General features: G+C 62.4%; 25 protein-coding genes. 14 read left to right on the plus strand and 11 right to left on the minus strand.

Annotated elements, in window-relative coordinates; genetic code table 11:
- Positions 1–291 precede the first annotated feature (291 nt).
- The 6 genes from lspA (at position 292) to mutL (ending at position 7,714) form a co-directional block, all read left to right on the plus strand.
- The gene (lspA, locus tag HYPGJ_RS16215; protein WP_046848024.1) at positions 292–816 is read left to right on the plus strand and encodes a signal peptidase II; all 525 of its coding nucleotides are present in this window, start codon (positions 292–294) and stop codon (positions 814–816) included.
- 66 nt (positions 817–882) lie between these two features.
- Positions 883–1,356, plus strand: a complete 474-nt coding sequence (locus HYPGJ_RS16220) for a hypothetical protein (RefSeq protein ID WP_046848025.1) — start codon at positions 883–885, stop codon at positions 1,354–1,356.
- 308 nt (positions 1,357–1,664) lie between these two features.
- On the plus strand, positions 1,665–3,026 hold the full coding sequence (locus HYPGJ_RS16225; protein ID WP_244466192.1) for a pitrilysin family protein: 1,362 nt from the start codon (positions 1,665–1,667) through the stop codon (positions 3,024–3,026).
- Positions 3,027–3,030: 4 nt separating this feature from the next.
- Positions 3,031–4,443, plus strand: coding sequence for a pitrilysin family protein (locus HYPGJ_RS16230; protein WP_046848026.1), 1,413 nt, complete (start codon positions 3,031–3,033; stop codon positions 4,441–4,443).
- Between the two features lie 106 nt (positions 4,444–4,549).
- Positions 4,550–5,902, plus strand: a complete 1,353-nt coding sequence (locus HYPGJ_RS16235; protein ID WP_046848027.1) for a glucose-6-phosphate isomerase — start codon at positions 4,550–4,552, stop codon at positions 5,900–5,902.
- 30 nt (positions 5,903–5,932) lie between these two features.
- On the plus strand, positions 5,933–7,714 hold the full coding sequence (mutL, locus tag HYPGJ_RS16240) for a DNA mismatch repair endonuclease MutL (RefSeq protein WP_046848028.1): 1,782 nt from the start codon (positions 5,933–5,935) through the stop codon (positions 7,712–7,714).
- A gap of 194 nt (positions 7,715–7,908) precedes the next feature.
- On the opposite strand, the gene bfr is transcribed toward mutL, so the two are convergent.
- A complete protein-coding gene (gene bfr, locus HYPGJ_RS16245; protein WP_013216555.1) occupies positions 7,909–8,400 on the minus strand; it encodes a bacterioferritin in 492 nt (163 codons plus the stop codon).
- 140 nt (positions 8,401–8,540) lie between these two features.
- Positions 8,541–8,813: a hypothetical protein gene (locus HYPGJ_RS16250; RefSeq protein ID WP_244466193.1), complete on the minus strand. Its 273-nt coding sequence runs from the start codon at positions 8,811–8,813 to the stop codon at positions 8,541–8,543.
- Between the two features lie 448 nt (positions 8,814–9,261).
- Here HYPGJ_RS16250 and HYPGJ_RS16255 point away from each other — a divergent pair, with 448 nt between their 5' ends.
- Together HYPGJ_RS16255 and HYPGJ_RS16260 are read left to right on the plus strand one after the other, a co-directional pair.
- On the plus strand, positions 9,262–10,557 hold the full coding sequence (locus tag HYPGJ_RS16255) for a sugar MFS transporter (RefSeq protein ID WP_046848496.1): 1,296 nt from the start codon (positions 9,262–9,264) through the stop codon (positions 10,555–10,557).
- A gap of 74 nt (positions 10,558–10,631) precedes the next feature.
- Positions 10,632–11,192, plus strand: a complete 561-nt coding sequence (locus tag HYPGJ_RS16260; RefSeq protein ID WP_046848030.1) for a DUF2239 family protein — start codon at positions 10,632–10,634, stop codon at positions 11,190–11,192.
- On the opposite strand, the gene HYPGJ_RS16265 is transcribed toward HYPGJ_RS16260, so the two are convergent.
- The 3 genes from HYPGJ_RS16265 to HYPGJ_RS16275 all read right to left on the minus strand — a co-directional run bounded on the left by HYPGJ_RS16265 (position 11,147) and on the right by HYPGJ_RS16275 (position 13,643).
- Positions 11,147–12,103, minus strand: coding sequence for an alpha/beta fold hydrolase (locus HYPGJ_RS16265; RefSeq protein WP_046848031.1), 957 nt, complete (start codon positions 12,101–12,103; stop codon positions 11,147–11,149). The genes HYPGJ_RS16260 and HYPGJ_RS16265 overlap by 46 nt on opposite strands.
- Positions 12,104–12,243: 140 nt before the next feature.
- Positions 12,244–12,801 (minus strand): 16S rRNA (guanine(966)-N(2))-methyltransferase RsmD, encoded by a 558-nt coding sequence (gene rsmD, locus HYPGJ_RS16270; RefSeq protein ID WP_046848032.1) that lies wholly within the window; start codon positions 12,799–12,801, stop codon positions 12,244–12,246.
- A complete protein-coding gene (locus HYPGJ_RS16275; RefSeq protein WP_244466195.1) occupies positions 12,798–13,643 on the minus strand; it encodes a pseudouridine synthase in 846 nt (281 codons plus the stop codon). Before HYPGJ_RS16275 ends, rsmD begins: the two co-directional genes overlap by 4 nt.
- Before the next feature lie 36 nt (positions 13,644–13,679).
- Between HYPGJ_RS16275 and HYPGJ_RS16280 the strand changes: the two genes are divergently transcribed.
- A complete protein-coding gene (locus tag HYPGJ_RS16280; protein ID WP_046848034.1) occupies positions 13,680–14,144 on the plus strand; it encodes a nucleoside deaminase in 465 nt (154 codons plus the stop codon).
- Positions 14,145–14,282: 138 nt separating this feature from the next.
- Here the strand turns inward: HYPGJ_RS16280 and HYPGJ_RS16285 are convergent, their stop codons facing one another.
- Both HYPGJ_RS16285 and purD read right to left on the minus strand, forming a co-directional pair.
- On the minus strand, positions 14,283–15,269 hold the full coding sequence (locus HYPGJ_RS16285; RefSeq protein ID WP_244466197.1) for a patatin-like phospholipase family protein: 987 nt from the start codon (positions 15,267–15,269) through the stop codon (positions 14,283–14,285).
- 47 nt (positions 15,270–15,316) lie between these two features.
- Positions 15,317–16,591 carry a phosphoribosylamine--glycine ligase gene (gene purD / locus HYPGJ_RS16290; protein WP_046848036.1) on the minus strand — a complete coding sequence of 425 codons (1,275 nt, stop codon included), beginning with the start codon at positions 16,589–16,591 and terminating at the stop codon, positions 15,317–15,319.
- Between the two features lie 68 nt (positions 16,592–16,659).
- Between purD and xseA the strand changes: the two genes are divergently transcribed.
- Together xseA and HYPGJ_RS16300 are read left to right on the plus strand one after the other, a co-directional pair.
- Positions 16,660–18,126: an exodeoxyribonuclease VII large subunit gene (xseA, locus tag HYPGJ_RS16295; protein WP_046848037.1), complete on the plus strand. Its 1,467-nt coding sequence runs from the start codon at positions 16,660–16,662 to the stop codon at positions 18,124–18,126.
- A 113-nt stretch (positions 18,127–18,239) separates the two neighbouring features.
- A complete protein-coding gene (locus HYPGJ_RS16300; protein WP_013216544.1) occupies positions 18,240–18,476 on the plus strand; it encodes a DUF2093 domain-containing protein in 237 nt (78 codons plus the stop codon).
- Here HYPGJ_RS16300 and lpxK read toward each other — a convergent pair.
- Together lpxK and HYPGJ_RS18895 are read right to left on the minus strand one after the other, a co-directional pair.
- The gene (gene lpxK / locus HYPGJ_RS16305; RefSeq protein ID WP_046848038.1) at positions 18,473–19,501 is read right to left on the minus strand and encodes a tetraacyldisaccharide 4'-kinase; all 1,029 of its coding nucleotides are present in this window, start codon (positions 19,499–19,501) and stop codon (positions 18,473–18,475) included. The two genes, HYPGJ_RS16300 and lpxK, sit on opposite strands and share 4 nt — an antisense overlap.
- Before the next feature lie 3 nt (positions 19,502–19,504).
- Positions 19,505–21,508, minus strand: a complete 2,004-nt coding sequence (locus tag HYPGJ_RS18895; RefSeq protein ID WP_052750941.1) for a glycosyltransferase N-terminal domain-containing protein — start codon at positions 21,506–21,508, stop codon at positions 19,505–19,507.
- A gap of 331 nt (positions 21,509–21,839) precedes the next feature.
- On the opposite strand from HYPGJ_RS18895, the gene HYPGJ_RS16315 reads away from it, so the two are divergent.
- Entirely contained in the window at positions 21,840–22,448 is a 609-nt protein-coding gene (locus tag HYPGJ_RS16315; RefSeq protein WP_244466200.1) for a sulfur transferase domain-containing protein, read from the plus strand.
- Positions 22,449–22,475: 27 nt separating this feature from the next.
- Here HYPGJ_RS16315 and HYPGJ_RS16320 read toward each other — a convergent pair whose 3' ends face one another.
- Both HYPGJ_RS16320 and ubiA read right to left on the minus strand, forming a co-directional pair.
- Positions 22,476–22,754 (minus strand): DUF4170 domain-containing protein, encoded by a 279-nt coding sequence (locus HYPGJ_RS16320; RefSeq protein WP_046848040.1) that lies wholly within the window; start codon positions 22,752–22,754, stop codon positions 22,476–22,478.
- Between the two features lie 272 nt (positions 22,755–23,026).
- Positions 23,027–23,989: a 4-hydroxybenzoate octaprenyltransferase gene (ubiA, locus tag HYPGJ_RS16325; protein ID WP_046848041.1), complete on the minus strand. Its 963-nt coding sequence runs from the start codon at positions 23,987–23,989 to the stop codon at positions 23,027–23,029.
- Between the two features lie 114 nt (positions 23,990–24,103).
- Here ubiA and HYPGJ_RS16330 point away from each other — a divergent pair, with 114 nt between their 5' ends.
- Positions 24,104–24,850, plus strand: a complete 747-nt coding sequence (locus HYPGJ_RS16330; RefSeq protein WP_046848042.1) for a 16S rRNA (uracil(1498)-N(3))-methyltransferase — start codon at positions 24,104–24,106, stop codon at positions 24,848–24,850.
- 107 nt (positions 24,851–24,957) lie between these two features.
- Positions 24,958–26,340, plus strand: a complete 1,383-nt coding sequence (locus HYPGJ_RS16335) for a glutamate--cysteine ligase (protein WP_046848043.1) — start codon at positions 24,958–24,960, stop codon at positions 26,338–26,340.
- Positions 26,341–26,391 lie beyond the last annotated feature (51 nt).

Raw genomic sequence — 26,391 nt, forward strand, 5'->3', positions numbered from 1 at the left:
CCGACGGAACAATCATCGCGGTGCGGCGGCGCTCATGCGGTTGAAGCGAACGCAATCGGCCGCAACGCAATCATCGAAATCCACCACGTCTCTCCTCCCCCTCGCGGGGAGGGGTCGGGGGTGGGAGGATCGCACGACGCGTGATCGCGCGCTTTATCGCCATCGTCAGTCGGGCATATTCCGGACTCTGCCATTCTCCCGGCGTGAAATCAGCTTAGCCCGTCGCGTCGCGCTCAAAATCTCCGCGAGCGTGCGACGGCAAACCAATGTCGAGCCATCAGGAGCAGCATCATGAACGTCGAGCCTGTTCCGCAGGTGCAACGTCCGAACAGCTTTATCTGGGGCCGCACCGCGCCGCTGGCGCTCACCATCATCGCCGCGATCGTCGCCGTCGACCAGCTTCACAAGTGGTGGATGCTGTCCGTCTACGACATCGCCAATAAAGGCCGTGTGCAGATCTTTCCGTTCTTCGACATCACGTATGTCAAGAACATCGGCATCAGCTATTCGCTGTTCAATCAGGAAAGCCCGGTCGGCCAGTATTTGTTGACAGGGTTCGCGCTCTTCGCGAGCACATGTCTCTGGCTTTGGCTCAATCGCTCCGGCGCCAGCCGGCTGATGTCGATCGGACTCGGACTGATCATCGGAGGCGCGGTCGGGAATGCCATCGACCGCCTGCGTCTTGGCGGTGTCGCCGACTTCTTCTCGCTCCACGCCTATGGCTACTACTGGTACGTCTTCAACATCGCTGACGTGGCCATCGTTGCTGGCGTTCTGGTCCTGTTGTATGAGTCCTTCTGGGGCGAGTCGCATTAGCGCCGCAAATATCGTGATACTGCCGCAAGTTCGGGCGTAGCGGCCGCTGGGGTTACGGGGATCTGTATGCCTTTGAAATCATACGCAAAAGCATTGCTGCTTGCGCCTCTTGGTGTGGCTGTGCTTGCGGTTTCGGGTTGCGGATTCGACGGCGTCCAACTCAACGGCAAGATCTTCGACGCCGTCGGCCTCAACGATACCTCCGCGCCGAAAGAGCCCAAGCTGGCCGCTCGTCAGCCGCTCGTGGTGCCGCCGGGTCTCGAAGCGCTCCCGCCGCCAGGAAGCGGTAAGCCCAATCAGCCGGAGTTGGCGGTCCAGGACGTTGACGCCAAGAAAGGCGTCTCGAAGGCCGAACTTCAGAGGCAGCAGGAAGCCTACTGCAAGGTCAACTACGAAGACGCGAAAGCACGCGGCGATGCGACAGCCGATTCGGCGTCGGGCCCACTGGGATCATGCCACCCGTCCATCTTGACCGGCGTCAAGAAGTGGATGGCATCGGGCAGTAGCGACGAAGGCGACGACGATACGCAGACGCAGTAATCGTCGCGCCGCGATCAAAAGTTATTGGCGAATATAACGCCTGAAACACCTGCATCTTGCTCACGTCAGATGAACGCCTTGTCATTTGACTTTTAGACTGCCGAACCCGCTCATGGGCGCGGCTTCGCGGACCGTCGTTTCACTCACCGGAATGCACGGCGCGAAAAAATAGTCCCCGCATATGGGGACGCCGCTATCATCCGAAAAAGGTAGGCAACCCGCATGCTGTTGCGTACCGTCGAAGGACCCACGATATGCGTCTTGTGACGTTCCCCCGGTTCCGCTTCTTAACCATTTTGGCGCTCTCCATGCTCGCATTGACACCTGAAGCCTACGCCGTCGACACCGCCACTCGCGCGACCGAGTTCAAGCTCGCGAACGGTATGGATGTCGTCGTCATTCCCGACCATCGTTCGCCGGTCGTGACGCATATGGTCTGGTACCGCGTCGGCGCCGCCGATGAAGTGCGCGGTAAATCGGGCATCGCGCATTTTCTCGAGCATCTGATGTTCAAGTCGACCGGTAAAATTCCGGTCGGCGAGTTCTCGAAAATCGTGAGTCGTCTCGGCGGTCAGGACAACGCCTTCACCGGCCACGACACGACGGCTTACTTTCAGCGTGTCGCCAAGGATCGCCTCGGCAAGATGATGGAGATGGAAGCCGACCGCATGGTCAACCTCCGTCTCGACGAAAAGGAAGTTCTGACCGAGCGCGACGTGATCCTCGAGGAGCGCCGCTCGCGCATCGACAACAATCCGTCCGCGCTGCTCGACGAGCAGATGAACGCCGCGCTGTATCTGAACGATCCCTACGGCACGCCGGTCATCGGCTGGTATCATGAGATGCAGAAGCTTTCGCGTCAGGACGCGCTGACGTTCTACAAGCACTATTACGCGCCGAATAACGCCATCCTGATCGTGTCGGGCGACGTCACGCCGGACGAGGTCAAGACGCTGGCGGAAGCATCCTACGGCAAAATCCCGAACAATCCGGACGTCACGACCGTTCGTCATCGTCCGAGCGACCCGCCGCCGCTCGCGCCGCGCCGGCTCGAAATTAAAGATCCGCGCGCCGGCAACTATTCGCTGCAGCGCTATTATCTGACGCCAAGCTACGTGACCGCGAAGCCCGGCGAAGCCGAAGCTCTCGATCTACTGATGAAGATCACAGGTTCGGGCACGACCAGCCGCATCTATAAAAAGCTCGTCGTCGAGTCGAAGCTCGCGACCAGCGCCGGCGGCGACTATTCGGGCTCCAATCTCGATAGCGGCAACATCTCGCTCTACGCGGTCGCAGCCGACGGCGTGCCGCTGCCGAAAGTCGAAGCCGCGATCGACGACGTGCTCGCCGAAGTCGCCAAGAACGGCGTGACCGAAGCCGAGTTGGCACGCGCAAAGCGCAGCTATCTCGCGGACTACATTTACGAGAGCGACAACCAGGCGACGCTGGCGCGCCGCTACGGCTGGAACCTCGCGATCGGACGCACAGTTGCCGATGTCGAGAATTGGCCGGCCGCGATTTCCAAAGTAACCGCCGATGACATCAAAAAGGTTGCGGGCGAATACCTCGATCTCAAGGCTTCCGTGACGGGCTACCTGATCCCCGATCAAAGCGGCGTCGCGCAGGCGCAAGACGCCCCTCCGCCGTCTGCAAACAGCGAACTGAGGTGATTTGATGCAGATCCTGTCCCGTGGGATTGCTACGGCGGGTCGCGCCGTGGCACGTCACAACATCGCTTTGGCTTTGGCGATGATGACGTCTATCGCGCTTCTTTCATTCACTCGTCCGGCGGCAGCAATGAACATTCAGCAGATCACATCGCCGGGCGGCATTCAGGCCTGGCTCGTCGAAGAGCACAGCGTTCCTCTCATCTCGATGCGCTACGCCTTCGACGGCGGCAGCAGCCAGGACCCTGAAGGCAAGCCGGGGGTCGCCAATTTCATCACCGCGATGATGGACGAAGGCGCCGGCGATCTGACTTCGGAAGAGTATCAGGAGCGCGTGGAAGATATTTCCATGCGCATGAGCTACGACGATACGAAGGACTCGCTGTACGGCTCGTTCGAGACATTGAGCGCCAACCGCGACAAGGCCGTCGAGCTTCTGAAGCTTTCGGTTCAGAAGCCGCGCTTCGACGATGACGCCGTTCAGCGCATCCGTCAGCAGCTTGTCGCCAATATCATCTACTCCGATAAGGACCCGACGAAGGTCGCGATGCGCGAATGGTACGCACAGGCGTTCGCGGGCCATCCCTATGCTCGGCCGTCGAGCGGCACGGCGGAAACGGTATCGAAGATCAACCGCGACGATCTCATCGCCTATCACAAGCGTATTTTCGCGCGCGATAACTTGAAGATCGTCGCCGTTGGCGACATCACGCCCGCCGAGCTTGGCAAGCTCATCGACGATGTGTTCGGCAATCTTCCGGCGAAAGCCGAGCTCATGCCTGTTGCCAAGACGGAGCCGACGGGCGGCAGTCAGCGCGTGATCGAGATGGGCGTGCCGCAATCGGTCGCGATCTTCGGGCTCGGCGCAATGCCGCGCAAAGACCCCGACTTCATGGCGGCTTTCATCATCAATCACATCCTCGGCGGCGGCGGATTTTCCGCCAAGCTGATGGAAGAGGTGCGCGAGAAGCGCGGTCTCGCTTACTCGGTATACAGCTACGTTCAGCCCGACAAGAACACGTCCATCCTGGTCGGCAGCGTGGCGACCAAGAACGCGTCCATGAGCGAAAGCCTCGACATCATCCGCAACGAGATGAAGAAGATGGCCGAGAACGGACCGACGGAAGCCGATCTCGACGCCGCGAAATCGTATCTGACCGGCTCGTATGCGCTGCGCTTCGACACGAACTCGAAAATCGCTTCGCAGCTTCTGGGTCTGATGCAGGAAGGCTTCGGCCCGGACTACGTCGAGAACCGCAACAAGATGATCGATGCGGTGACGTTGGCCGATGCCAAGCGCGTCGCCGCACGTCTTCTGAAATCCAACGATCTGATCGTAACGGTGGTCGGCAAGCCGGATGGAATGAAGTCGGAAATTCCGGCGGCTCAAAGCCGCGTCGCAGCGCCGACGCGCGGCTGAATTAAGGCCCCGCCGAATAAATTTGGTGGGGCCTTCCGCCTCTTGGCCGTGCTCCTGAAATGGGCTACGCGGGAACCGGTTTTCAGCCGGGAGCGTTTGAAGCGCCATGCAGGACGTGCAGCACGACGGAAGCAATTTCCAGCAGAACATTGGCGGATGTCTTGAAGCGGCGATTGGCGAGCACGGTCTCGCGCCGTCCGCGTACGCCGCTTGGCTGCAGCGCATCGAGCCGCACGTCGCGACGCTGAAAGACGACTATCGCGACAACCGGCTGGCGCTGCTGCGCATCGTCGAGGACACAGCCGATATCGACGCCGCCGAAGCCGCTCTCGCCCGTTTGAGCGAGGGCGCGGAGAAGCTCGTATTTTTCGGCACCGGCGGATCGAGTCTCGGCGGGCAGACGTTGGCGCAACTCGCCGGATGGAAAATTCCCGGCGTCGCCACCGAAGGCCAGAAGTCGCGCCCGCGTACACGCTTCTATGACAATCTCGATGGCGAAACGCTCGCTGGAGTTTTGAGCACGCTCGACCTCGCCAAGACGCGCTTCATCGTCACGTCGAAGTCGGGCGGGACCGCTGAAACATTGGCGCAGGCCATCGCGACGCTCTCCGCCGTGGAGGCAGCCGGTCTCGAAGCGCAGATCCCGAACCTGTTTCTCGGCATCACCGAGCCGGAAAAGCCCGGCAAGGCGAACGGACTCCGCACGCTCTTCGCGAAATTCAACATTCCGATGCTCGAGCATCACACCGGCATCGGCGGCCGCTTCTCGTGTTTGACGAACGTCGGCCTGATGCCCGCAATCGCGCGCGGCCTCGACGTGCGCGCCATTCGCGCCGGAGCCAAGTCCGTCGTCGATGCGCTTCTCGCTTCGAAAAGCGCTGAAGATTTCACGCCTGCCGTCGGCGCTGCGACCGCCGTCGCGTTGTCGAAGGAAAAAGGCATCAAGACGCTCGTCATGATGCCGTACGCGGATCGCCTCGGCCGTCTCGCCGCCTGGTTCGTGCAACTCTGGGCGGAAAGCCTGGGCAAAGGCGGCGAGGGCACATCGCCCATCGGAGCGCTCGGCCCGCTCGATCAGCACAGTCAGCTACAGCTGTTCATGGACGGCCCGCGCGAGCACTATCTGACGATCATTCGCGTCGCGAGCCAGGGCGTCGGCCCGAAGATCGACGCCAGTCTCGCGAAGCTCGCCGGTGCCGATATGCTCGGCGGCCACACCATCGGCGACATCGTTGCCGCGCAGGCGCACGCGGTGCCCGAAGCGCTGGCCCGCGCCGGCCGCCCGGTGCGCACAATCGACCTTGCAAAACTCGATGAAAAAACGCTCGGCGCGCTGCTGATGCACTTTATGATCGAAACGATTCTCGCAGGCCGCCTGCTTGGGCTCGATCCGTTCGACCAGCCCGCCGTCGAGCTTGCCAAAGTCCTGACCAGGGAGCGCCTCGCCAAGGGCGCTTGACGCGCCCTTTGCATCGAGGAGACGGTCGCCGTGGCGATCCGCCAGCTCAGTCCCGAGACGGTGAACCGCATCGCGGCGGGCGAGGTGATCGAGCGCCCGGCGAGCGTCGTCAAGGAACTCGTCGAGAACGCCATCGACTCTGGCGCGACGCACATTGAAATCGTCGTGACCGACGGTGGCTTATCGCTGATCCGCGTGACCGACAACGGCTCCGGCATGAACGCAGACGATCTGGCGCTCGCCGTCGAACGTCACGCCACCTCGAAGCTCGACGAGGAAGATCTTTTCGACATTCGCTCGCTCGGCTTTCGCGGCGAAGCGTTGCCATCCATCGGTTCGATTGCCGAACTGGAAATTCGCTCGCGTCGGCACGACAGCGAACAGGGGTTTTCGATCCGCGTCATGCGCGGCGCGAAGGAGAGCATCAGACCGGCAGCGGCCAATCCCGGAACCATCGTCGAGGTCCGCGATCTTTTTTCGGCGACGCCTGCGCGTCTCAAGTTCCTGAAGTCGGAACGGGCCGAGACGATGGCCGTCACGGACGTAGTCCGCCGCCTCGCGATGGCGCATCCAGAAATCGGTTTTACGCTGCAGACGGGTGAGAAGCGCCCCGTCGTCTATCCGCGCGGCGAGCGTTCGTCCTCGGCCTGGCTCGAACGCCTCGGCGCAATCATGGGCCATGAATTCATGGCCGATGCGCTCGAAATTTCGGGCGGCGGCAGCGGCGCGCTCGGGCCGATGCGCGTGTTCGGCTTCATCGGTCTGCCGACGTTGCACCGGGCCGACAGCATGCAGCAGTTCCTGTTCGTCAACGGCCGCTCGGTGAAGGACAAGCTGCTGATCGGTGCGATCCGCGCCGCCTATGGCGATCTGATCCCTCGCGGACGCTCGCCGCTGCTGGCGATTTTTCTCGACGTCGCGCCGCCCGACGTCGACGTGAACGTGCACCCGGCGAAAGCCGAAGTCCGCTTTCGCGACGCGGGCCGTGTGCGCGGCCTGATGATCGGCGCGATGCGACAGGCATTGGAAGCGGCCGGTCATCGCGCTTCGGCACAAGGCGGTGTGCTGACGATCGAGACCTTTTCAGCTGGCGTGCTTCCGAGCGCGCCGCCGGCGCTTCCGCCCCAGACCGCGGCATTCGCGGAGCCCGCACACGTTGCCTTCGCGGAAATCGATACGCCAAGCGCCGATATGCGGGCGCCGGAACCGGAACGGCACGAGCAGACGATCGATAAGCCGCTTGGCGCGGTTCGCGCTCAGGTGCACGAGAATTACATCGTGGCACAGACGCGTGACGGCCTCGTCATCGTCGATCAGCACGCCGCGCACGAACGTCTTGTTTATGAGAAATTCAAAGCCGCGCTGACGAACGGCGGTGTCGCGACGCAAGGGCTTCTCATACCCGCGATCGTCACGCTCGATCCCGACGATGCAGAGCTACTGTGTACTCGCGCAGATGAACTCGCCGAGCTTGGACTGGTGCTCGAAAGTTTTGGGGAAGGCGCCGTCGCGGTCCGCGAGACGCCCGCGCTGCTCGGCGATACCGACGTCGATGGGCTCGTGAAGGATCTCGCCGCCGAGCTTCGCGCCGACGGAACGGCGCGCGCGTTGAAGGATCGTCTGGAAGCCGTCGCGTCGCGCATGGCATGTCACGGCAGCGTGCGCTCGGGGCGGCGCTTGACGGTCGAGGAAATGAACGCGCTGCTCCGCCAGATGGAAGCGACGCCTTATTCCGGCCAATGCAATCACGGCCGCCCGACCTATGTCGCGCTCAAACTCTCCGACATCGAACGATTGTTCGGAAGAAGGTAGGCGCTTGCGGCCGGCTGCGCGGAGCCATCACCGTTGCCGTCATCCTCGGCCGAGCCGCGTCTTGCGCGGCGAAAGCCGGGGATCCAGCGCTACATGCGCCGAAGGCTCAAAATAAATGAAGATGTGCGATGCGATGTGCGCGCAATCCCCGAGCGGTCCCGCAGGTCGCCCGCTCGAGGATGACGTGCAGTTACTTAGTGATCGCCGCTTTCGTCCGCGCTTTCCGCGTTGAGCTGGCCGTAGTTCTCGATGCCGATGCGCGACAGCAGATCGAGCTGCGTCTCGAGGAAGTCGATGTGGCCTTCCTCATCCTTCAGCAGGCTTTCGAACAGGTCCATCGTCACGTAGTCGCCGAGGTCGCGACAGATCTCGCGCGATTTCTTGTAGTGATCGCGAGCGATGTTCTCGCCCTTGAGATCGCATTCAAGAACCTCTTTCAGGTTCTCTCCGATCATCAGCGGCGCGACGTGCTGCAGGTTGGGATGTCCGTCGAGGAAGATGATGCGGTCGATCAGGCGGTCCGCATGCTCCATTTCCTCAATCGATTCCTTGCGCTCTTTCTTGGCGAGCTTCTTAAATCCCCAGTTGTCCAGGAGGCGATAATGCAACCAATACTGATTTATGGCGCCCAGCTCGAGCTTCAATGCCTCATTGAGCCGTGTGATGACTTCTTTGTTGCCCTTCATGTGCCGCTCCAAGCCGAAATGCGCCAGCGCTCTGGCTAAACCAGAACCGTTCTAAACTAGACCGATATCGGATTGGAATAGAAAAATCCGCGGCCGCAACGTGTGTCGCAGCCCCTGACGGTTTTTCCAGCTTTTTTGGATCAGGCGACGGCGGTCGCTGTGGAAAGCCGACGATTGGCGTAGGCGTCGTCGATGCGGCGCTGGCGGCGCTCGCGGCGTTCTTCGATGCGGATCAGCTTGGCGCGCGCTTCGGCAAGAGCGAAGGGACATACGCGGGTGGTTTGTTCGAGGCGGTCCATCGCGGCGTAAATCGTGCTCACGGCAACGGGAGCGCAGCGGCAGCAATTCATTTTCTTGTTGAGATGGCGGAAAACGACGCCTGGCGTCGGCAGCAGTCCGGGGGCCGAACTCATGATTTCCGAGACGGCAATCTCGATATCCCGATCAGAGATAACGGCGCACGAACAAATGATCACGTTTCGGCTCCAATCAATCGGGGTTCAAGGCCCCGGCATCGGATACCCGCAAGGGTAACTTGGTTCTTAGTTGCTCGAAAAAGTATACATTAGTCAAGTCAACTTTTAACATCTTAGACATAGTGCAAAAAGCCGCCAATTTAAAGCGTTTCCGGCGATTGTTGGGGCCGTAATTACACGGGGAGGATGCACGTAGGTCGCTGTTCGCCTAAGCTTGATCCGGGCGGTGGGAGGCGAATGCGGCATCGATGAAAATGGCGCTGATTTTACTGCGAGATTCGGCTTGCCGCCGACGGGGGACGATTCCTGCAGCCCACGTCAGGATGCCGCAGCGTGGGGAGCAGGCACAGGCGCACTGTCCGTCAGCGGAAAGGCCCGCGTCGCTGTGACCTCCCAGACCTCAGACAGCGATGCCGAATCCAGCCTGTTCGGCCCCATCGTCACCATCGGCGTCCTGTTCTTCATCTTCGGCTTCGTGACCTGGCTGAACGGGCCTCTGATCACCTTCGTCAAGCTCGCCTTCGACCTCGACGATGTGAACGCCTTCCTGGTGCCGATGGCGTTCTACCTCTCGTATTTTTTCCTGGCGCTGCCGTCGTCCGCGGTGCTGCGCCGGACGGGCATGAAGAAGGGCATGGCGCTCGGCTTGTTCGTCATGGCTGCCGGAGCCGTCGTGTTCGGTCACTTCACCACGGCGCGGCAATACCCTGGCACGCTCACAGGATTGTTCGTGATCGGCGCGGGGCTGTCGCTGCTGCAGACGGCGTCCAATCCCTACGTCTGTATTCTAGGGCCAAGCGAAAGCGCCGCGCGGCGCATCGCGGTCATGGGCATCTGCAATAAATTCGCTGGATTCCTCGCGCCGCTCGTTTTCGGAGCGCTGGTCCTTTACGGCCTCGATCACTTCGATGCGCGTGTGAAAGCCGCGCCGACGCCGGCTGCACGCGAGGCTCTGCTCGATGCCTTCGCCGCGCAGGTCTATGGTCCGTACATGATCATGGCGGGGCTGCTGGCGGCGCTGGCGATCTGGATCGCGCGCTCCAATCTGCCGGACGTTCGCACGCAGTACGCAGGCAGTAGCAGTACGCCGGAAACCTCCGCACAGCATCGGAGCATCTTCCGCTTTCCCCATCTCTGGCTCGGCGTTTTGTGCCTGTTTCTTTACGTCGGCCTCGAGGTCTTGGCCGGCGATGCGATCGGCATCTACGGCGCAAGCTTCGGACTGCCGCTCGATGCGACGCGGCTGTTCACGTCCTACACGCTGTTCGCGATGCTCGTCGGCTATGTCGCCGGACTGCTGCTGATTCCGAGGTTCGCGTCACAACAGGCTTATCTCGCCATGTCGGCGGCGCTTGGCGTCGTCCTGGCGATCGGAGCGTATCTGACCACCGGCTACATCTCCGTCGGTTTCATCGCCAGCCTCGGCTTCGCCAACGCCATGATGTGGCCGGCGATCTTCCCGCTCGCGATCCGCGATCTGGGGCGGCATACGGAAACCGGCTCGGCGCTGCTGGTCATGGGCGTCGTCGGCGGCGCGCTGATGCCCTACGCCTTCGCGCTTTTGAAGCAGCACATCGATTTCCAGCTCGCGTATCTGATCCTCGCCGTGCCGAGCTACCTGTACATCCTGCACTACGGTCTGAGCGGTCACAGCCACGCGCTCGTTCCGGCTGCCGAATAATTGAACCCGGGTAGTATTGCCATTTATATTTTACCCGGGTAAATAACCTCCAGTCAAAACTGGAGCGGTGGCCAATGCAGGAAACATCTCAATTCACGGCCTTCGACGGCGAGCAGAAATTGGCGACCGGCTCCAGGTCCGAATTGACCGCCGCGATCAATGCGCGCCTGTCGCGCCAGCCGGACGCGGCCATCCTGATCTTCGATGACGCAACCGGCACTCAGGTCGATTTCGATCTGCGAGACACCGGACAGTCGACCTCGCGACCTGCAGCAGACGAGACGCGTGGCCCGGGACGGCCCAAGCTCGGCGTGGTGGCGCGCGAGGTGACGCTGCTGCCACGTCATTGGGACTGGCTGGCGAAACAGCCGGGCGGCGCGTCGGTGACACTGCGCAAGCTCGTCGAGGACGCACGTCGCGCGAACACCGGCGTCGCGAACGCACGTGATGCGCAGGAACGCGCCTACAAGTTCATGTCGGCGATGGCGGGGAATCGTCCAGGCTTCGAAGAGGCGACGCGTGCGCTGTTCGCGAAGGATCGCACGGCGTTCGAGAAACTCATTCGCGACTGGCCGTCGGGCATCCGCGACTATGCTGAGGCGCTCGCAGCCGGAGCATTCGCAGCGGCCGGTTGATAGACGCGGTTTTCTGCGGGCTGCCGCTGCACCGTTCGTTTGAGGTACGACGTCACGGTCCGCGCCACGGGCGACGCAAACAGAATGTTGCGATGGCCCATGCCGTTGAACGAGTGAAGTTCCATATCCGGCACGCTGTCGACGATTTCTTCGGCGCAACGGAACGGCACGTCGGCATCATCCGGCGCGTGAATGACAAGGCCGCTGAGGCCGCTCGCCGGAAGCAGTTTCACTGCCGCAAAACAATCGAGCGAGCGTCCGCCAAGCCTTTCGAGCCGATGCTCGAACGCGCGGCGACCGTCACGATCAAGTTCCCAATGCCGCGAGAAATGATCCGTAACGTCGGAGAGATGATTGGGACTGGCGATCAGCGCGATATGCTTCGTCTCCAGCTTGCCCTGCATCGGCGCGTGGCCTTCGGCAGCGACGAGCGAGATCAGTCCGCCGAACGAATGCGTGACGAGCGCGTGAACGGGGCCCAGTTGCTCGGCAACGGAAACCGTCGCGCGTGCGCAGTCGATAAGGTTCGTCGAACGGCCGCTGCTGAGCCCATGCGCCGGCAGATCGAACAGCGCGACGCGAAAACCGCTGCGCCGTATCGCTTCGGCCATCGCCGTCATGAACGAAGACTCGCCCGTCCATCCGTGCACGATCAGGACGATGTCATCCGCAATCTGCAGGTCGGGCTCGAAGACATAAGTCTGCACTTCGCCGACGGGCGTTTCGAGCCGCTCCCAATGCGCATTGCGCAAATGATAGCGCGCCCGCTCGGTAAGCTGATGATGGTTCGCGGCACGTCGTTCGGAAATTGCAGGCGTGCAGAAAACGCGAAAAGCGGCGTCGCCCGCGACGGCGGACGGAAGTCCGCTGAAACGCCTTTCACTCCAGATTTCGCTCGGCAGCCAGACCATGACCTATCATCCGATCACGTCCCAATTCCTGCAAGTGGGACACAAAAGGATTGGAAACGGTTCGTTCAAGATAGGCCGGATGGATAAGGTGTCCTTAACCAACTCGCGATGCGATGGATCAATCGGCCGGATCGGCGGCGCTAAGTGAGCCGGAGAAACCGGACTTCCGTTTCGCCCCAGCTTCGCGAGTCGATCTGTTCCAGCCCCGAAGGCAGCGCGAGAACAAGTCCCGCCTTTTCTTCCAGAACGCAGATCGCGCCGGGTTTCAGCCAATTTCCATCGACAAGGCCCGCAAGTGCCTTTTCGCCCAAGCCTTTACCGTAAGGCGGATCGAGAAAGGCGAGCCCGTAAGGCTCCATGTTCCCAGCCGGTCCGAGATCGGTGGCGTCGCGGCGGAAAATGCGCGTCTCGCCCGTGAGCCCCAGAGCTTCGACGTTGCGGCGGATCAGCGCTCGCGCCTCTGCCGCTTCTTCGACGAACAGACAGAAAGCCGCGCCGCGCGACACCGCCTCGATGCCGAGCGCACCGGTACCGGCGAACAGATCGATGACCCGCGCACCGGCGAGCGTGAAATCTTCCACACCGTGCGCCAGAATATTGAACACGCTTTCGCGTACACGATCAGACGTCGGACGAATGCTCATGTCGTCCGGCGCGACGAGAGCCCGGCCGCGAAAACGTCCCGCGACGACTCTCATTCGTCGCGACTCCCGCTCGCCGCCTTGCCGCGCGCGTGGCGTTCCTTGCGCTCTTCCTGGCTCTCGGAAAGTCCGAGGCTCGCGGCAGCTTTCGGCCCGAGCTGCGCGACGAGCACGCGGCGGCGAACGGCTTCGACTGCACCGGGCGCAAGGTCGAGCAATTGGAACGGCCCGAACGAAACGCGGATCAGACGGTTCACCGTCAGACCGAGGTAAGCCAGCACGTTGCGAACCTCGCGGTTCTTGCCTTCGCGGATCGAGATCGACAGCCACGAATTCGCGCCTTGCACGGTATCGACGGAAGCTTCGATCGGCCCATAGCTGACGCCGTCGATCTCGACGCCGTCCTTGAGCTTGGCGAGGTCTGCGGGCGTAACCCGGCCTTTGGCGCGCACCCTGTAACGCCGCACCCAGCCGTTCGCGGGAAGTTCGAAATGCCGCGCCAACGCCCCATCGGTCGTCAGCAGCAGCAGCCCTTCCGTATTGAAATCGAGGCGGCCGATCGAAATCACGCGCGGCATCTCCGGCGGCAGCTTTTCGAACACCGTCGGACGCCCCTGCGGGTCCGAATGGGTGGTGACGACGCCCTTCGGCTTGTGATAGCGCCAGAGCTGCGGCGTCGACGCGGCCGGCAGCGGTTTGCCGTCGACGATGACCTTGTCTTTCGGGCCAACCTCGCAGGCGGGCGTTTTCAGCAGCTTACCGTTGACGCTGACACGCCCATCGGCGATCCAGCGTTCGGCCTCGCGGCGCGAGCAAAGCCCGGCGCGCGCCATCGCCTTGGCGATGCGCATCGGACCGTCGCGCGTTTCTACGGTATTGGAAGTGATCGGTTTGGCCATTTCGATGGATTCGATGTGAGCGAAGAACGCGAGCTTATGACATCGACCGGCGCGCGAAGCCATATGTCGTTAGCGCTCGATGAGGCGCGGGCGGCGGCCGAGCGTGGCGAGGTGCCCGTCGGAGCGGTCATCGTGTCCGCTTCGGGTGACGTTTTGGTGCTTGCGGGCAACCGTACGCGCGAGCTTAACGACCCGACGGCCCATGCCGAAATTCTGGCGATCCGCGCAGCCTGCTCGGTTCTGGAAAGCGAGCGTCTGGTCGATTGCGATCTCTACGTGACATTGGAACCCTGTCCGATGTGCGCGGCCGCGATCTCGTTCGCCCGCATCCGGCGGCTCTATTACGGGGCCAGCGACCCGAAAAGCGGCGGCGTCGAGCACGGCCCCCGCATCTTCAGCCAGACAACCTGCCATCACGCGCCCGAGGTCTACCCCGGCCTCGCCGAACCCGAGTCGGCGGCGCTCCTCAAATCCTTCTTCGCCGCAAAACGCGAACAATGATTTCCCTCCCCCATGCCCTGCACATGCATGGGGAGAGGGTTAGGGTGAGAGGCAGCCGCTTGTTCTGCTGTTGCCGCACTTCACCCCAACCCGCGCCCCATAAAGACGGGCGAGGAAGGAAGCTCTCTCAACCGGCGCCTATTCGCGCGCCTTCCGCGTGCGCGAAAGCAGGCCGCGGCGTTTGCGCTTCGGCGCTTCGAGCAAAACCTGCGCCTCAGCCGGCGCGGTAAGCTCCGGCAGCGTCTCGACCGACAGAACGCGCGTCAGCTGCTGCTTTAGCTTCTCTTTTGCGGGCGCAGCCGCTTCCAGAATTTGATCGAACTTCAAAAAGTCGAGCACCTGATAATGGCTCGTGCCCGCATTGATCAGAATGTCGGGCTGCGCCGATTTCAGCTTTTCCTTGATGATCGTATGCTCGAACAGAAACGCGCTGGAAAACAACGCTTCGAACGCGGTCGGGTCGGGCCTCCGCGAATTCGGAACCGGCACGCCTGAAACGTCGATTGCGACGACGATATCCGCTTCGCCGATCAGAAGATCGAACGGCAGTGGATTGGTCAGCCCGCCATCGATCAGCGCCTTGCCCTGATCCATCACAGGCTGAAAAATAACAGGCAGCGCCATGCTCGCCGCGACGGCCGGGCGAAGCGCACCTTCCGTGAAAACCCGAGGCTCCTGATCGTAAAAATCGGAAGCGACGATCTTGATCGGAATCTGGCATTCGGCGAAATCGCTCTTCACGTCCTTCGGCAGAATGACTTCGAGCATCGTGAGCGGATCGAGGATCGCGTTCCGCCGCCCGAACACGCCAATCAGCCGCTGAAACGGTTGCGCCGTCGCATTGACCAGATCGCGGATGAGACCGAAGCGCTGCCCAAGGATAAGGCGCGTATGATCGCGTAGATCCTTGCCTGAGATGCCCGACGCATAGGCCGCGCCGTAAAGCGCACCAATGGACGTGCCAGCGATGATGTCCGGGCGGACGCCCAACTCATCGAACGCTTCGAGCATCGCGATGTGCGCAAGCCCGCGCGCCCCGCCACCGCCGAGCGCTAGGCCGATCCTGGGGCTGCGGCCGGATTGTTTCCCGTGAATCGGCGGCAGCTCGGACGTTTCACCGGTCAAAGGCTTCTCCATCCGCTGTCCGTCCTGAGAGCATTCGTTGCTAAAGCTTACCCGGGCCTTTGTAGGGCTCGCCAGCCGATGTCGCTGCGATAAAAGCCCCCGGGCCAATCGATCTTCGCGATGGCCGCATAAGCAGCATCGCGCGCTTCCGCAACCGTCCGGCCACGGCCGGTGACGTTCAGAACGCGGCCACCGTCCGCAAGGAGGCGGTCCCCGTCGCGGCGCGTCCCCGCGTGGAAGATCTCCACATTGGGAACGAGCTTGGCGGCTTCAAGACCCTTGATCTCGGTTCCCTTCGTCGGGGTGCCCGGATAGCCGTTCGCCGCCATGACGACAGTCAGCGCCGCGTCCTCGCTCCAGCGCAGGTCAAAATCTTTGAGAACGCCGTCCGCCGTCGCGAGAAGCGCGGCAAGCAGATCGGATTTCAGTCGCATCATCAGAACCTGCGTCTCGGGATCGCCGAAGCGCACGTTGTATTCGATGAGCTTCGGGCCACTCGCCGTGATCATCAGACCCGCGAACAGCACGCCTTTGAAAGGTGTGCCGCGCTTCGCCATCGTCTCGACTGTCGGGACGATGATCTCGCGCATGACGCGGTCGGTGATCTCCGGCGTCATCACCGGAGCTGGCGAATAGGCGCCCATGCCGCCGGTATTCGGACCTGTATCGCCCTCGCCGACGCGCTTGTGATCCTGCGCGGAAACGAGCGGCAGCGCGGTCGTCCCGTCGCACAACGCAAAGAAGCTCGCTTCTTCGCCGTCGAGAAATTCCTCGACGACGACTTCGCTTCCGGCCGCGCCGAACGTGCCCGAGAAACAGGCATCGACGGCAGCTTCGGCTTCCTCACGCGTCGTCGCGATGATGACGCCCTTGCCCGCCGCGAGCCCATCGGCCTTGACGACGATCGGCACGCCTCGCGCCGCAAGATACGTTTTCGCCGACGCCGCATCGCTGAAGCGTCCGTAAGCCGCCGTTGGAATATTGGCTTCGCGGCAGAGGTCCTTCGTGAACCCCTTCGAGCCTTCCAGCTGCGCCGCGGCCTTCGTCGGTCCGAAATAACGGATGCCGGCCGCGCCGAGCGCATCGCCAAGCCCCGCGACCAGCGGCGCTTCCGGCCCGATCACCACGAGTTCGACGTTATGCTCCCTGCAGAACCCGATGACGGCCGCATGATCCGCCGGATCGAGCCGCACGCATTCGGCGACGTCTGCGATGCCCGCATTGCCGGGTGCGCAATAAAGTTTGTCGAGCAGAGGACTGGCGCTCAAAGCCCACGCAAGCGCATGTTCCCGGCCGCCCGAGCCGATCAGGAGAAGGTTCATCAGGGTGCCCTATTGCATTTCGGGCCTTGGTGTATCATCGAACCGCAAACAGACAAGACGGCAGACAATTGGCTTCAACACCCTCGACCAGCGACGCCCGCCCCGGCGCCAACGCACCGGAATTCTCGGTCTCGGAGCTTTCGGGCGCCATCAAGCGCGCCCTCGAAGACGGATTCGGCTACGTCCGCTTGCGCGGCGAGATTTCGGGCTATCGCGGCCCGCACGCCTCCGGCCATTGCTATTTCGCCCTGAAGGACGACCGCGCCAAGATCGAGGCCGTCATCTGGAAGGGCAGCTTCGGACGCCTGCGCTTCAAGCCCGAGGAGGGCATGGAGGTCGTCGCCCAGGGCAAGATCACGACGTTCCCCGGCTCGTCGAAATACCAGATCGTCATCGAACAGCTCGAGCCTGCGGGTGCCGGCGCGCTGATGGCGTTGCTCGAAGAACGCAAGCGCAAGTTCGCCGCCGAAGGCCTGTTCGAGGAAGCGCGCAAGAAGCCGCGCCCGTTTCTGCCGAAGGTCGTGGGCATCGTCACATCGCCGACCGGCGCCGTCATTCGCGACATGCTGCATGGCTTCAACGAACGCTTTCCGACGTGCGTGCTGGTGTGGCCGGTGCGCGTACAAGGCGAAGGCAGCGCGGCGGAAGTCGCGGCCGCCATTCGCGGTTTCAACGCGCTGGAAGTCGGCGGCAAGATTCCGCGACCCGACGTGCTGATCGTGGCACGCGGCGGCGGCAGCCTCGAAGATCTCTGGAGCTTCAACGAGGAAATCGTCGTGCGCGCCGCTGCCGAGAGCCGCATTCCCCTGATCTCCGCCGTTGGCCACGAAACCGACTGGACCCTGATCGACCTCGTCGCCGACGCGCGCGCGCCAACGCCGACGAAAGCCGCCGAATGGGCAGTGCCGAAATACTCCGAGCTGATCGAGGCGCTCGACAAGTTTCAGCTGCGCAAGCGCACCGCTATTCGCCGCGTGCTGGCCGATACGCGAACGCATCTCAAGGCATCCTCGCGCGGCCTGCCCAAGCTGCAGGACCTTATCGCGCTGCCCCGCCAGAGGTTCGATGCCGTCGACCGCCGGCTGTCGCGCGCGTTGCTGGCCAACACCCGCGCACACGGCACCCGGCTGGCGCGCGTCAGCGGCCGCCTGAGCGCCCAGCCGATCGTTCAAAAGCATTCCAGATGTCGCGAGAGACTTGACGTTTTGGAGCGCCGCGCCGGGCAGGCGCTGCTCAATCGCGTGGCGGTCCGTCGCAGGGATCTCGATGGTAAAAGCGCGCTGCTCAAGTCGTTGGGCTATCAAAGCGTATTGTCGCGAGGCTTCGCGCTGGTTCGGGACGAAACGGGCGTCACCGTCCGTCAGGCGAGGTCGGTTTCCCCGGGTGCGGCGCTGTCCGTTCAGTTCTCGGACGGCCGGATCGGCGTTGTCGCAGATGGCGACCCGGCGACCGGCACCGGATCAGAACCTGCCGCTGGGGCCAAGCCGCCGCGTCAAAAGACCCGCACGCGCGGAGGGCAGGGCTCTCTTTTTTAATTCGCCTGAAGTAGGCTAAAATGATTATGCACGCCGGATTGATTGGGATGCCGGGCGGAACACAGCCGCCCATCGTAATATTGTGAAGTGTCGAAACCGCACATCGGTACAGAATGAACCGTATTGAGAAATTCTTCGGCGTCCGTAACGAGGCGAAGCTCCGTTATCTCGATGGAGAGTTCGAGGTGTTGACCCCTGGCGAGTTCGTGCGCTGCGCGGTGACGGGCCAGCCGATCTCGCTCGCCAATCTGCGTTATTGGAGTGTCGACGCTCAGGAGGCGTACGCGTCGGCTGAAATTTCGGTGAAGCGCTACCTCGAACTCAAGGCGCAAGACGAGACCCGCTCTTAAGTTCGGATCGCCTCGCGAATCTTCTGTTTCAGGATCGCGAGATCGACGCTTTCAATCACAGTTTCGATTTTGAGCACGCGTGAGCGATCGCGAAGTTCCGCGCTTGCGCCACTCGCGCCCGACAACCGGGCTAGATCTTTTTCCGTCGTCGCGAGATCGGCGCTCATGCGCCTCGCGGTATCGACGAGTTCGCGCGCCTCGCGATCGCTGAACGCGTGATGATCGCCGAATGCGCGACGCTCGACAATCGTCGCGCCGAGACTTTCCAGCATCGCAAAAAAACGCTCCGGATTGGCGATGCCCGCATAAGCGACGACACGCCGTCCACGCAGGCTTGCGGCATCTTCAGACGCTCGTGTTGTGGCGGAGAGGAGCGGAGCCTGCGTCAGCTTTTGCAACGTCTCTCGAACAGCGCCGTGCGCCGCGTTCATCTGGCCGGTGACGACGACGACGTTCGCAAGCCCGATCTGCGACGCAAGCGGCGCGCGCAGCGGACCGGCCGGAATGACGTGCCCATTCCCAAGACCGCGATCGCCCGACACCACGGCAATCACGAGGTCTTTCGCAAGCGACGGATTCTGCAACCCGTCATCCATGATGATGACGGCGTTTGAGGGAGCCGCTGTCTCGACGAATTGCGCGCCTTTTGCGCGGTCGCGCGAAATGACGGTCGGCGCGGCGCGTGCGAGCAGCAGCGGTTCGTCGCCGACGTCGGCGCTGCCATGCACGCCGGGTTCGACTTGGATCGGACCGGGCAACCGTCCGCCATATCCACGCGACAAGAACCACGGCGCGCGCCCCTCGTCGGCGACAAGTTGGGCGACCAGCAACGCCAACGGAGTCTTGCCGGATCCGCCGACCGTGAAATTGCCGATGCAGATCACCGGCAGGCGCGAGGCATAAGAATGTGTCTTGCGAAGGCGCGCGGTCGCGATGCTTCCGATGATGTGCCCGAGCGGCGAAAGCAGCGTCGCTTGCCAATGCCAACCGGCGCCATACCACCAACGCGGTTCACGGCCGGGCAAGGCTCACACCCTCTGTTTCTCGAGAAACGGCTGGATCGCTCCGAGCGTTTTGTCGAGTGCGCCTTTCATGGAATCGAGCGAGCGCTGGGCGCTCGAGCGCATGGACGCCGCAGCCTGCCGGTCGGTATGAAGCCGGGTGACGTGGCGCGCGATGTCGTCGGACGATCGGACCTCGACGGCGCCGCCGTCGCGGATGAGGCTGCGATACGCATCCTTGAAATTGTGCGTGTAGGGACCAGTCAGCACGCACGCATCGAGACGGATGGCTTCGATCGGGTTCTGTCCGCCGTGTTTGACGAGCGAACCGCCGACCAGCGCCACGTCGGAGATCGCGTAAAATGTTCCGAGTTCGCCGATCGTGTCGGCGATATAGATTTCTGTTTCCGGAAGAACATCCGCCGAGCGGCTGCGCAGTTGCGTCTTGAGTCCGAGGCCGCCGAGCGACGCCGCGAGATTTGTCCCGCGCTCGGGATGACGCGGCACGATGATCGTCAGCAGCCCTTCGATGTCGGCGCGCATCAGCGAATGCGCAGCCGCGATAATCGTGTCTTCGCCGGGATGCGTGCTGGCGGCAAGGAAGACCGGCCGCTGGCCGATCGACGCGCGCAACGCTGCTTCCATTGAGGCGTCGACATGTGGCGGCGGCGAGTCGATCTTGAGGTTGCCCGCCGTGATGACGTGCGGCGCGCCAAGACGCTTGATCGCGCGTTCGATGAGTTCGTTCTGGGTGAGAATGGCCGCAAAGCGCGAGAACAGCGGTCGCCCCACGCGCGCGAAACGCCGCCAGCGACTGATGCTTCGTGGCGACATGCGCGCGTTGACGAGCACGAGCGGAATGTCCCGGTTTGCCGTTCCAAGCACGAGGTTGGGCCAGATGTCGGACTCGGTGAAGATCGCGATCGTCGGCTTCCAGTGATCGAGGAAGCGGGCGACATACTGCGGCACGTCGAGCGGCACGTATTGATGAATTGCGCGCTCAGGAAGACGGCGCGCAGCGATTTCCGCCGACGTCGTCGTCCCGGTCGTCAGCAGAACTTGAACACGCGGATTGTCCGAAAGGATGCGCTCGATGAGCGGCATCACGGCATTCATCTCGCCAACGCTCGCCGCGTGCACCCAGACGACATCGCCCTCCGGCCGCGGCCGTCCCGCGAAACCGAGCCGCTCGCCACGACGCGGCGCGTCTTCCTTGCCCTGTCGTCCGCGTATGTTGAGCAACATCGGCACGGCGGGCCGGAGCAGGGACGTGCCTGCGCGATAAATATTGAGCACCGGCCCCGGTGCCGGAGGTGAGGCGGCGGCGAGAACTTCGAGCGGCGTTGCGCGATTGATATCGCCGCCAGCAAGCTCATACGCTCTGATGGTCGCCGCATTGAGCGATGTTTCGAGTTCGAGCCGCTTGGATTCGAGCACATCAGCATCGGCGTCGGCGGGAACCTTGATCGGATCGCCTGCGACGAACGCCAGCCGCGAGTACGGCAGATTGAACGTCAATCGGCTCCACGTATCGAAGGACGCGAAATGTTTCGACGCGACCGCCACGGGAACGATGGGCCGTCCCGACATCCGGCCGATGGCGATAATCCCGCCGCCTGCGACGCGCGCTGGGCCGGGCGGAATGTCGGCCGTCATGACCAACGAATAATCGTCAGCAAGCGCATTGAGAGACGCGCGCAACGCTGAGGCGCCGCCCCGGTCGCGCCGCCGCGTACCGGCTCCCGCCCCGCGAATCAGTTCGACATCGAGCGCGCGCATCGCTTCGCCGATGAGTTCGGCGTCGCCATGTTTTGCGACCATCGCGGCGACTTTGACATTCTCGGGCCGAAAGCCCGCGACCATCATGAACTGGCCGTGCCAGCAGGCGACAACGCAGGGATGGACGTCCGCGAGTCTCTCCAGAAGGTCTTCCGGCTCGTAGGTTCGCTTGGATGTCCGCTGCACGAGCTGGATGAATCTGGCGAGTGTGCTTCCGCCAAGTCGCACAATCGTCTTCTTCGTCTCGGCCATGCGGCGCGGCTGCCCCTTGCAAATGTGCGGCGAAAGCTCTTCAAGCCGGTAGCCGTTGATCCCCTTGCGGGTCGTAGCTATAGCGAATAACTAGCAAGTTCAATCGAGAACGGTTTCGGCCTTCAGTGAACCAACAAATACATGGACTCTTTCGCGGGAGCATGCATCCGGTGCTGAAAATCGGTCATTCCTCCGCGTCCTGATGGCGAGCCTTCTCAAACGTGTCAAACGCCGTCTGCGGCGGCAAAGCGGTGCACTGCTTGAAAGTGCGACCACCGCCCCCCCGGGCTGGCTGCACTCCAAATTCGCCCCCGCATTATGCTACGCCGAAATGCTGTTCGTCGATTACGGAATTGCTCGAATAGCTTATAATAATCGGCACCGCATCTCGAATGACGTTTGGCGCTCTGCGCAGCCCGCGCCACATCACGTCGGCTGGCTCGCACGCCGTGGCGTCAAAACGATCATCAATTTACGCGGCGAGCAATCCTTCGGAACGCGCTGGCTCGAGCAGCAGGCGTGCGCCCGACACGGGATCACCCTCGTCGATCTCGCGTTGAAATCCCGCGCTCCGCCGACGACGGCAGACTTGCGAGCCATGCGCGACGTTCTGAAAAACGTCGAATACCCGATCCTTCTCCACTGCAAGTCGGGAGCCGATCGCGCCGGCATCATGAGCGTGATCGTCCGGCATGAGCGCGATGGGCTGCCCATCGAGGAAGCCAAGAAGCAGCTGTCGTTGCGCTATGGTCATATCCGCAGCGCCGATACAGGCGTGCTCGATGCCGTGTTTGAGCGCTATCTCGCTGACCGGGCAAAGACCGGAATCGAATTCTGGGATTGGGTCGAAACCGTTTACGATCCGGAAGAGCTTCGCCGCTCATTCAAGGCGCGAGGCTGGGCCAACAGATTGACTGACGGCCTTCTGCACCGCGAGTAGCAGCGCCGCGCTCTGAAACCAACGTTGCTACGACGGCGGGAGCGCCGACTGCAGACCGGCTAGACCTTTCGGCTCGAGCAGCCGATGCAGGTGCACGATGAAGTAACGCATCATCGCATTGTCGACGGAACGCTGCGCGGCGCCCTTCCAGGCAACGTACGCTGATTGATAGTCCGGGAAGATGCCGACGATATCGAGCGTGGACAGATCATGGAACTCGTGACTGTCGAGTGTCTTGAGCTCGCCGCCGAAAACAAGGTGCAGAAGCTGCGGCTGCTTATCCGGAGAATGTGCGCGCTGGGTCATGGGCGAACGAGAGATCCTGAAAGGCGAAAAGCTGAAATTCGCAAAAAGCGCAAGCGGCGTGCGGCGTCAATCGCGCCGTAAGGATTTGAGACGCCGGGAAGCTGATTTTTAGGTCTGCGTTAAACGTATCGGAACGCAATTCTGCTAGAAAACATGAAAATAGCCGGGAACACCGGCCGCTCGAAAAGACGACAGTGAGGCACAACGGCGCGGCGCGAAGGGAAGCCCTTTCGCGCCGTTGTCGTGTCTGGCACGCGCGCCGCCAGCCAGGCTCAGCTCAGCCCGGCGAACCACGACAGCGACATGTCGGCGAGGAGGCCGAGGAATACCGCGATCCCGACGTCGCGATTGGATTTGAACCGCCTGAGGCAGTTCGCGGGATCATCGATATCGAGCGTCGCGACCTGCCACGACATCTGTAGAAAGACGAGCGTCACGGAAAGAAAGAAGACAAGGTGAGCGCCGGCCAGCGCACCGGCGGTCAGCCACAGAATTCCCGCAAGGCCGTAAAACGCGCCGACATACGAGACCGTGTTGTCTCCGAAATGCAGCGCCGTCGATCCAAGCCCGAGCAGCGCGTCGTCTTCTTTGTCCTGATGCGCGTAGATCGTGTCGTAGCCGACGGTCCAGAGCACGCATCCGGCGTAGAGCGCGACAGCGGGCCAATCGAGCGAGCCTTTCTCGGCTGCCCAGCCGACAAGCGCACCCCAGTTGAACGCAAGCCCGAGAACAATCTGCGGATAGGACGTCACGCGCTTGGCGAAAGGATAAACTGCGACGATAAGCAGCGAGGCGATGCCGAGCCAGACCGTAAACCAATTGAACTGCAGTAGGACGGCGAGGCCGATCAACGCCATGACGACGACGAATTTCAACGCGCCTGCGGGTGTCACCTGACCGGACGGAATGGGCCGGCTCGCGGTGCGCTGCACCTTCGCGTCGATGAACCGGTCGACATAATCGTTATAGGCACAGCCCGACGCGCGCATCGCGAAGGCGCCGATGGTGAAGAGCAGGATCGACCGAAAATCCGGAAACGGTTCGCGCGACGCAACCTGCGCCAGCGTCAGCGACCACCAGCACGGAAAGAGCAGGAGCCACGCCCCGATGGGCCGGTCAAAGCGCCCGAGCCGGAGATAGGGCCGCCACGAAACCGGCGCCCAACGGTCGACCCAGTTGGAGGGCGACGCATCCGCCACGCGAGAATCGGAATTGGTGGAAACTTCGGCTCCCATAGTATGCTCGTTCTCCGACAGCCTGTCCGACGCTATAGAGCCCGGCGGCATGGGGCAGCAAGGCCTTCGCGCCATGCTGTTTGACGCAATTCGAGGCCCGGTTAAGACCGCAACATGGCAATTCGTGATCTGACATCCGAGCGTCTGTTCATCGCTGACGATCTCGCCGCCGGAGTGTCCGTCGAGCTTGCCCAGCAGCAGGCCCATTATTTGACCAACGTCTTGCGGCTCCGGCCCGGCGCGAAACTGTTGGTCTTCAATGGCCGCGACGGGGAATGGCAGGCGTCGCTGATTGAAAGCCGCAAGCGAACCGCCGTCCTCGGCATCGAACAACAAACGCGTCCCCAGGAGCAGGGACCGGACATCGACTACCTGTTCGCCCCCCTGAAGAGGTCGCGCCTGGACTACATGGTCCAGAAGGCAACCGAGATGGGCGTCCGCCGGTTGCGTCCCGTCATCACCGAGCGCACGATTGCCGAGCGGGTCAACGGCGAGCGGATGCTCGCCAACGCCATCGAGGCCGCCGAGCAATGCGGCGTCCTCCGCGTGCCGGAAGTCGAACCGCCGGTTCCGCTTGAAACCGCCTTGGCCGCGTGGGATCCGGCGCGCACGCTGATCTACTGCGACGAGCACGAGACGGCCGCTGATCCGATCGCGACGCTTCGCAAAGTCCCCGCCGGGCCAGTCGCCGTGCTCATCGGCCCCGAGGGCGGGTTCTCAAATGGTGAACGAGGCCGGCTTCTGGCGAACTCCCACGTAGTGCCCCTGCCGCTCGGGCCGCGCATCATGCGGGCCGACACGGCCGCCGTCGCCGCCTTGACGCTCGTCAATGCCGTGCTGGGTGACTGGCAGCGGTTGTGAGACAGGCGTTCGCACCACCTTGCCGATCCGATCTTGCCCCTCCATAAGGCTCCAGATGTGCGGAGTCCGCTTCGCGCTTAATTCAGGATTGGCCAGGCTACTCGAGTATGTCGACGCGGGAACAGATTGCCGAAAGCGCACGGATCGAGTCGCGTGACGATCTCGTGCGCTGGATCGCGGCAGGCGAGAAGCCGAAGTCCGATTGGCGCATCGGCACCGAGCACGAAAAATTCGTCTTCCGCACCGTCTCGCTGGCGCCTGTGCCATACGGCGGCGACGATGGCATTCGCGCCCTGATGGACGAACTCATCGTGCGTTACGGCTGGGTCGCCATCAAGGAAGGCGACAACGTCATCGCGCTGAAGCGCCCGGATGGCGAAAAGGGCGGCACGATCAGCCTCGAGCCCGGCGGACAATTCGAATTGTCCGGAGCCCCGCTCGACGACGTGCACGAAACGGCAGTCGAGACAGACCGGCATCTTCGCGAAGTGTTAGATGTTGGCGAAGATCTCGCGATCGGATTTCTCGGTGTCGGGTTTTCGCCCAAGTGGCGCCTCGACCAAGTCCCGCAGATGCCGAAGAAGCGCTATCAGGTGATGACGCGCTACATGCCGTCGGTCGGCAGTCGCGGCCTCGACATGATGTACCGTACGTCGACGGTTCAGGTGAATCTGGACTTCGGCTCGGAAGCGGACATGGTCAAGAAGCTGCGCGTTTCGCTCGCGCTGCAGCCGATCGCGACAGCATTGTTTGCAGCATCGCCGTTCACCGAAGGCAAGCCGAACGGCTTTCAGTCGCTACGCAGCGAAATCTGGCGCGATACCGACAAGCGGCGCACCGGAATGCTGCCGTTCGCGTTCGAAGACGGCATGGGATACGAGCGCTATGTCGAGTATGCGCTCGATGTGCCGATGTACTTCGTCTACCGCGACGGCAACTACATCGATGTCGCGGGATCATCGTTCCGTGACTTCATGGCGGGCCGCTTGCGCGGCTTCGAAGGCGAATATCCGACGATCGACGATTGGTCCGATCATCTGACGACGCTGTTTCCCGAGGTTCGCCTCAAGCGCTTTCTCGAAATGCGCGGCGCCGACGGCGGGCGCTGGGGGTCGATCACCGCGCTTCCCGCATTCTGGTCCGGCATCCTTTATGACGAGACGGCGCTCGACCATGCCTGGCAAATGGTTCGCGACTGGACGGACGAGGAACGCGAACAGCTCCGAACAGAAGTTCCGAAACTGGCGCTCGCAACTCCGTTCCGTACGACGACTGTCGGCGATCTTGCGCGGGAGGCGCTGTACATCTCTCGCCACGGCCTGAAGAACCGTCGCCGCATCAATGCGATGAGCGAAGACGAGAGAATCTATCTCGCCCCTCTCGAGCGCATCGCCGGGGAAGGTCGCACGGTCGCCGACGACCTGCTGCACCGCTACGCGGGCCGCTGGGGGGAGAACATTGACCATATTTTTGAGGAGTTTGCGTTCTAGCATCCGCCTGCGTTATGGGCCGGCTGCGGATGCCAGACTTGCAGTTCAGCC

Source organism: Hyphomicrobium sp. GJ21, assembly GCF_001006785.1.
In the GTDB taxonomy this organism is placed as follows: Bacteria; Pseudomonadota; Alphaproteobacteria; order Rhizobiales; family Hyphomicrobiaceae; genus Hyphomicrobium_B.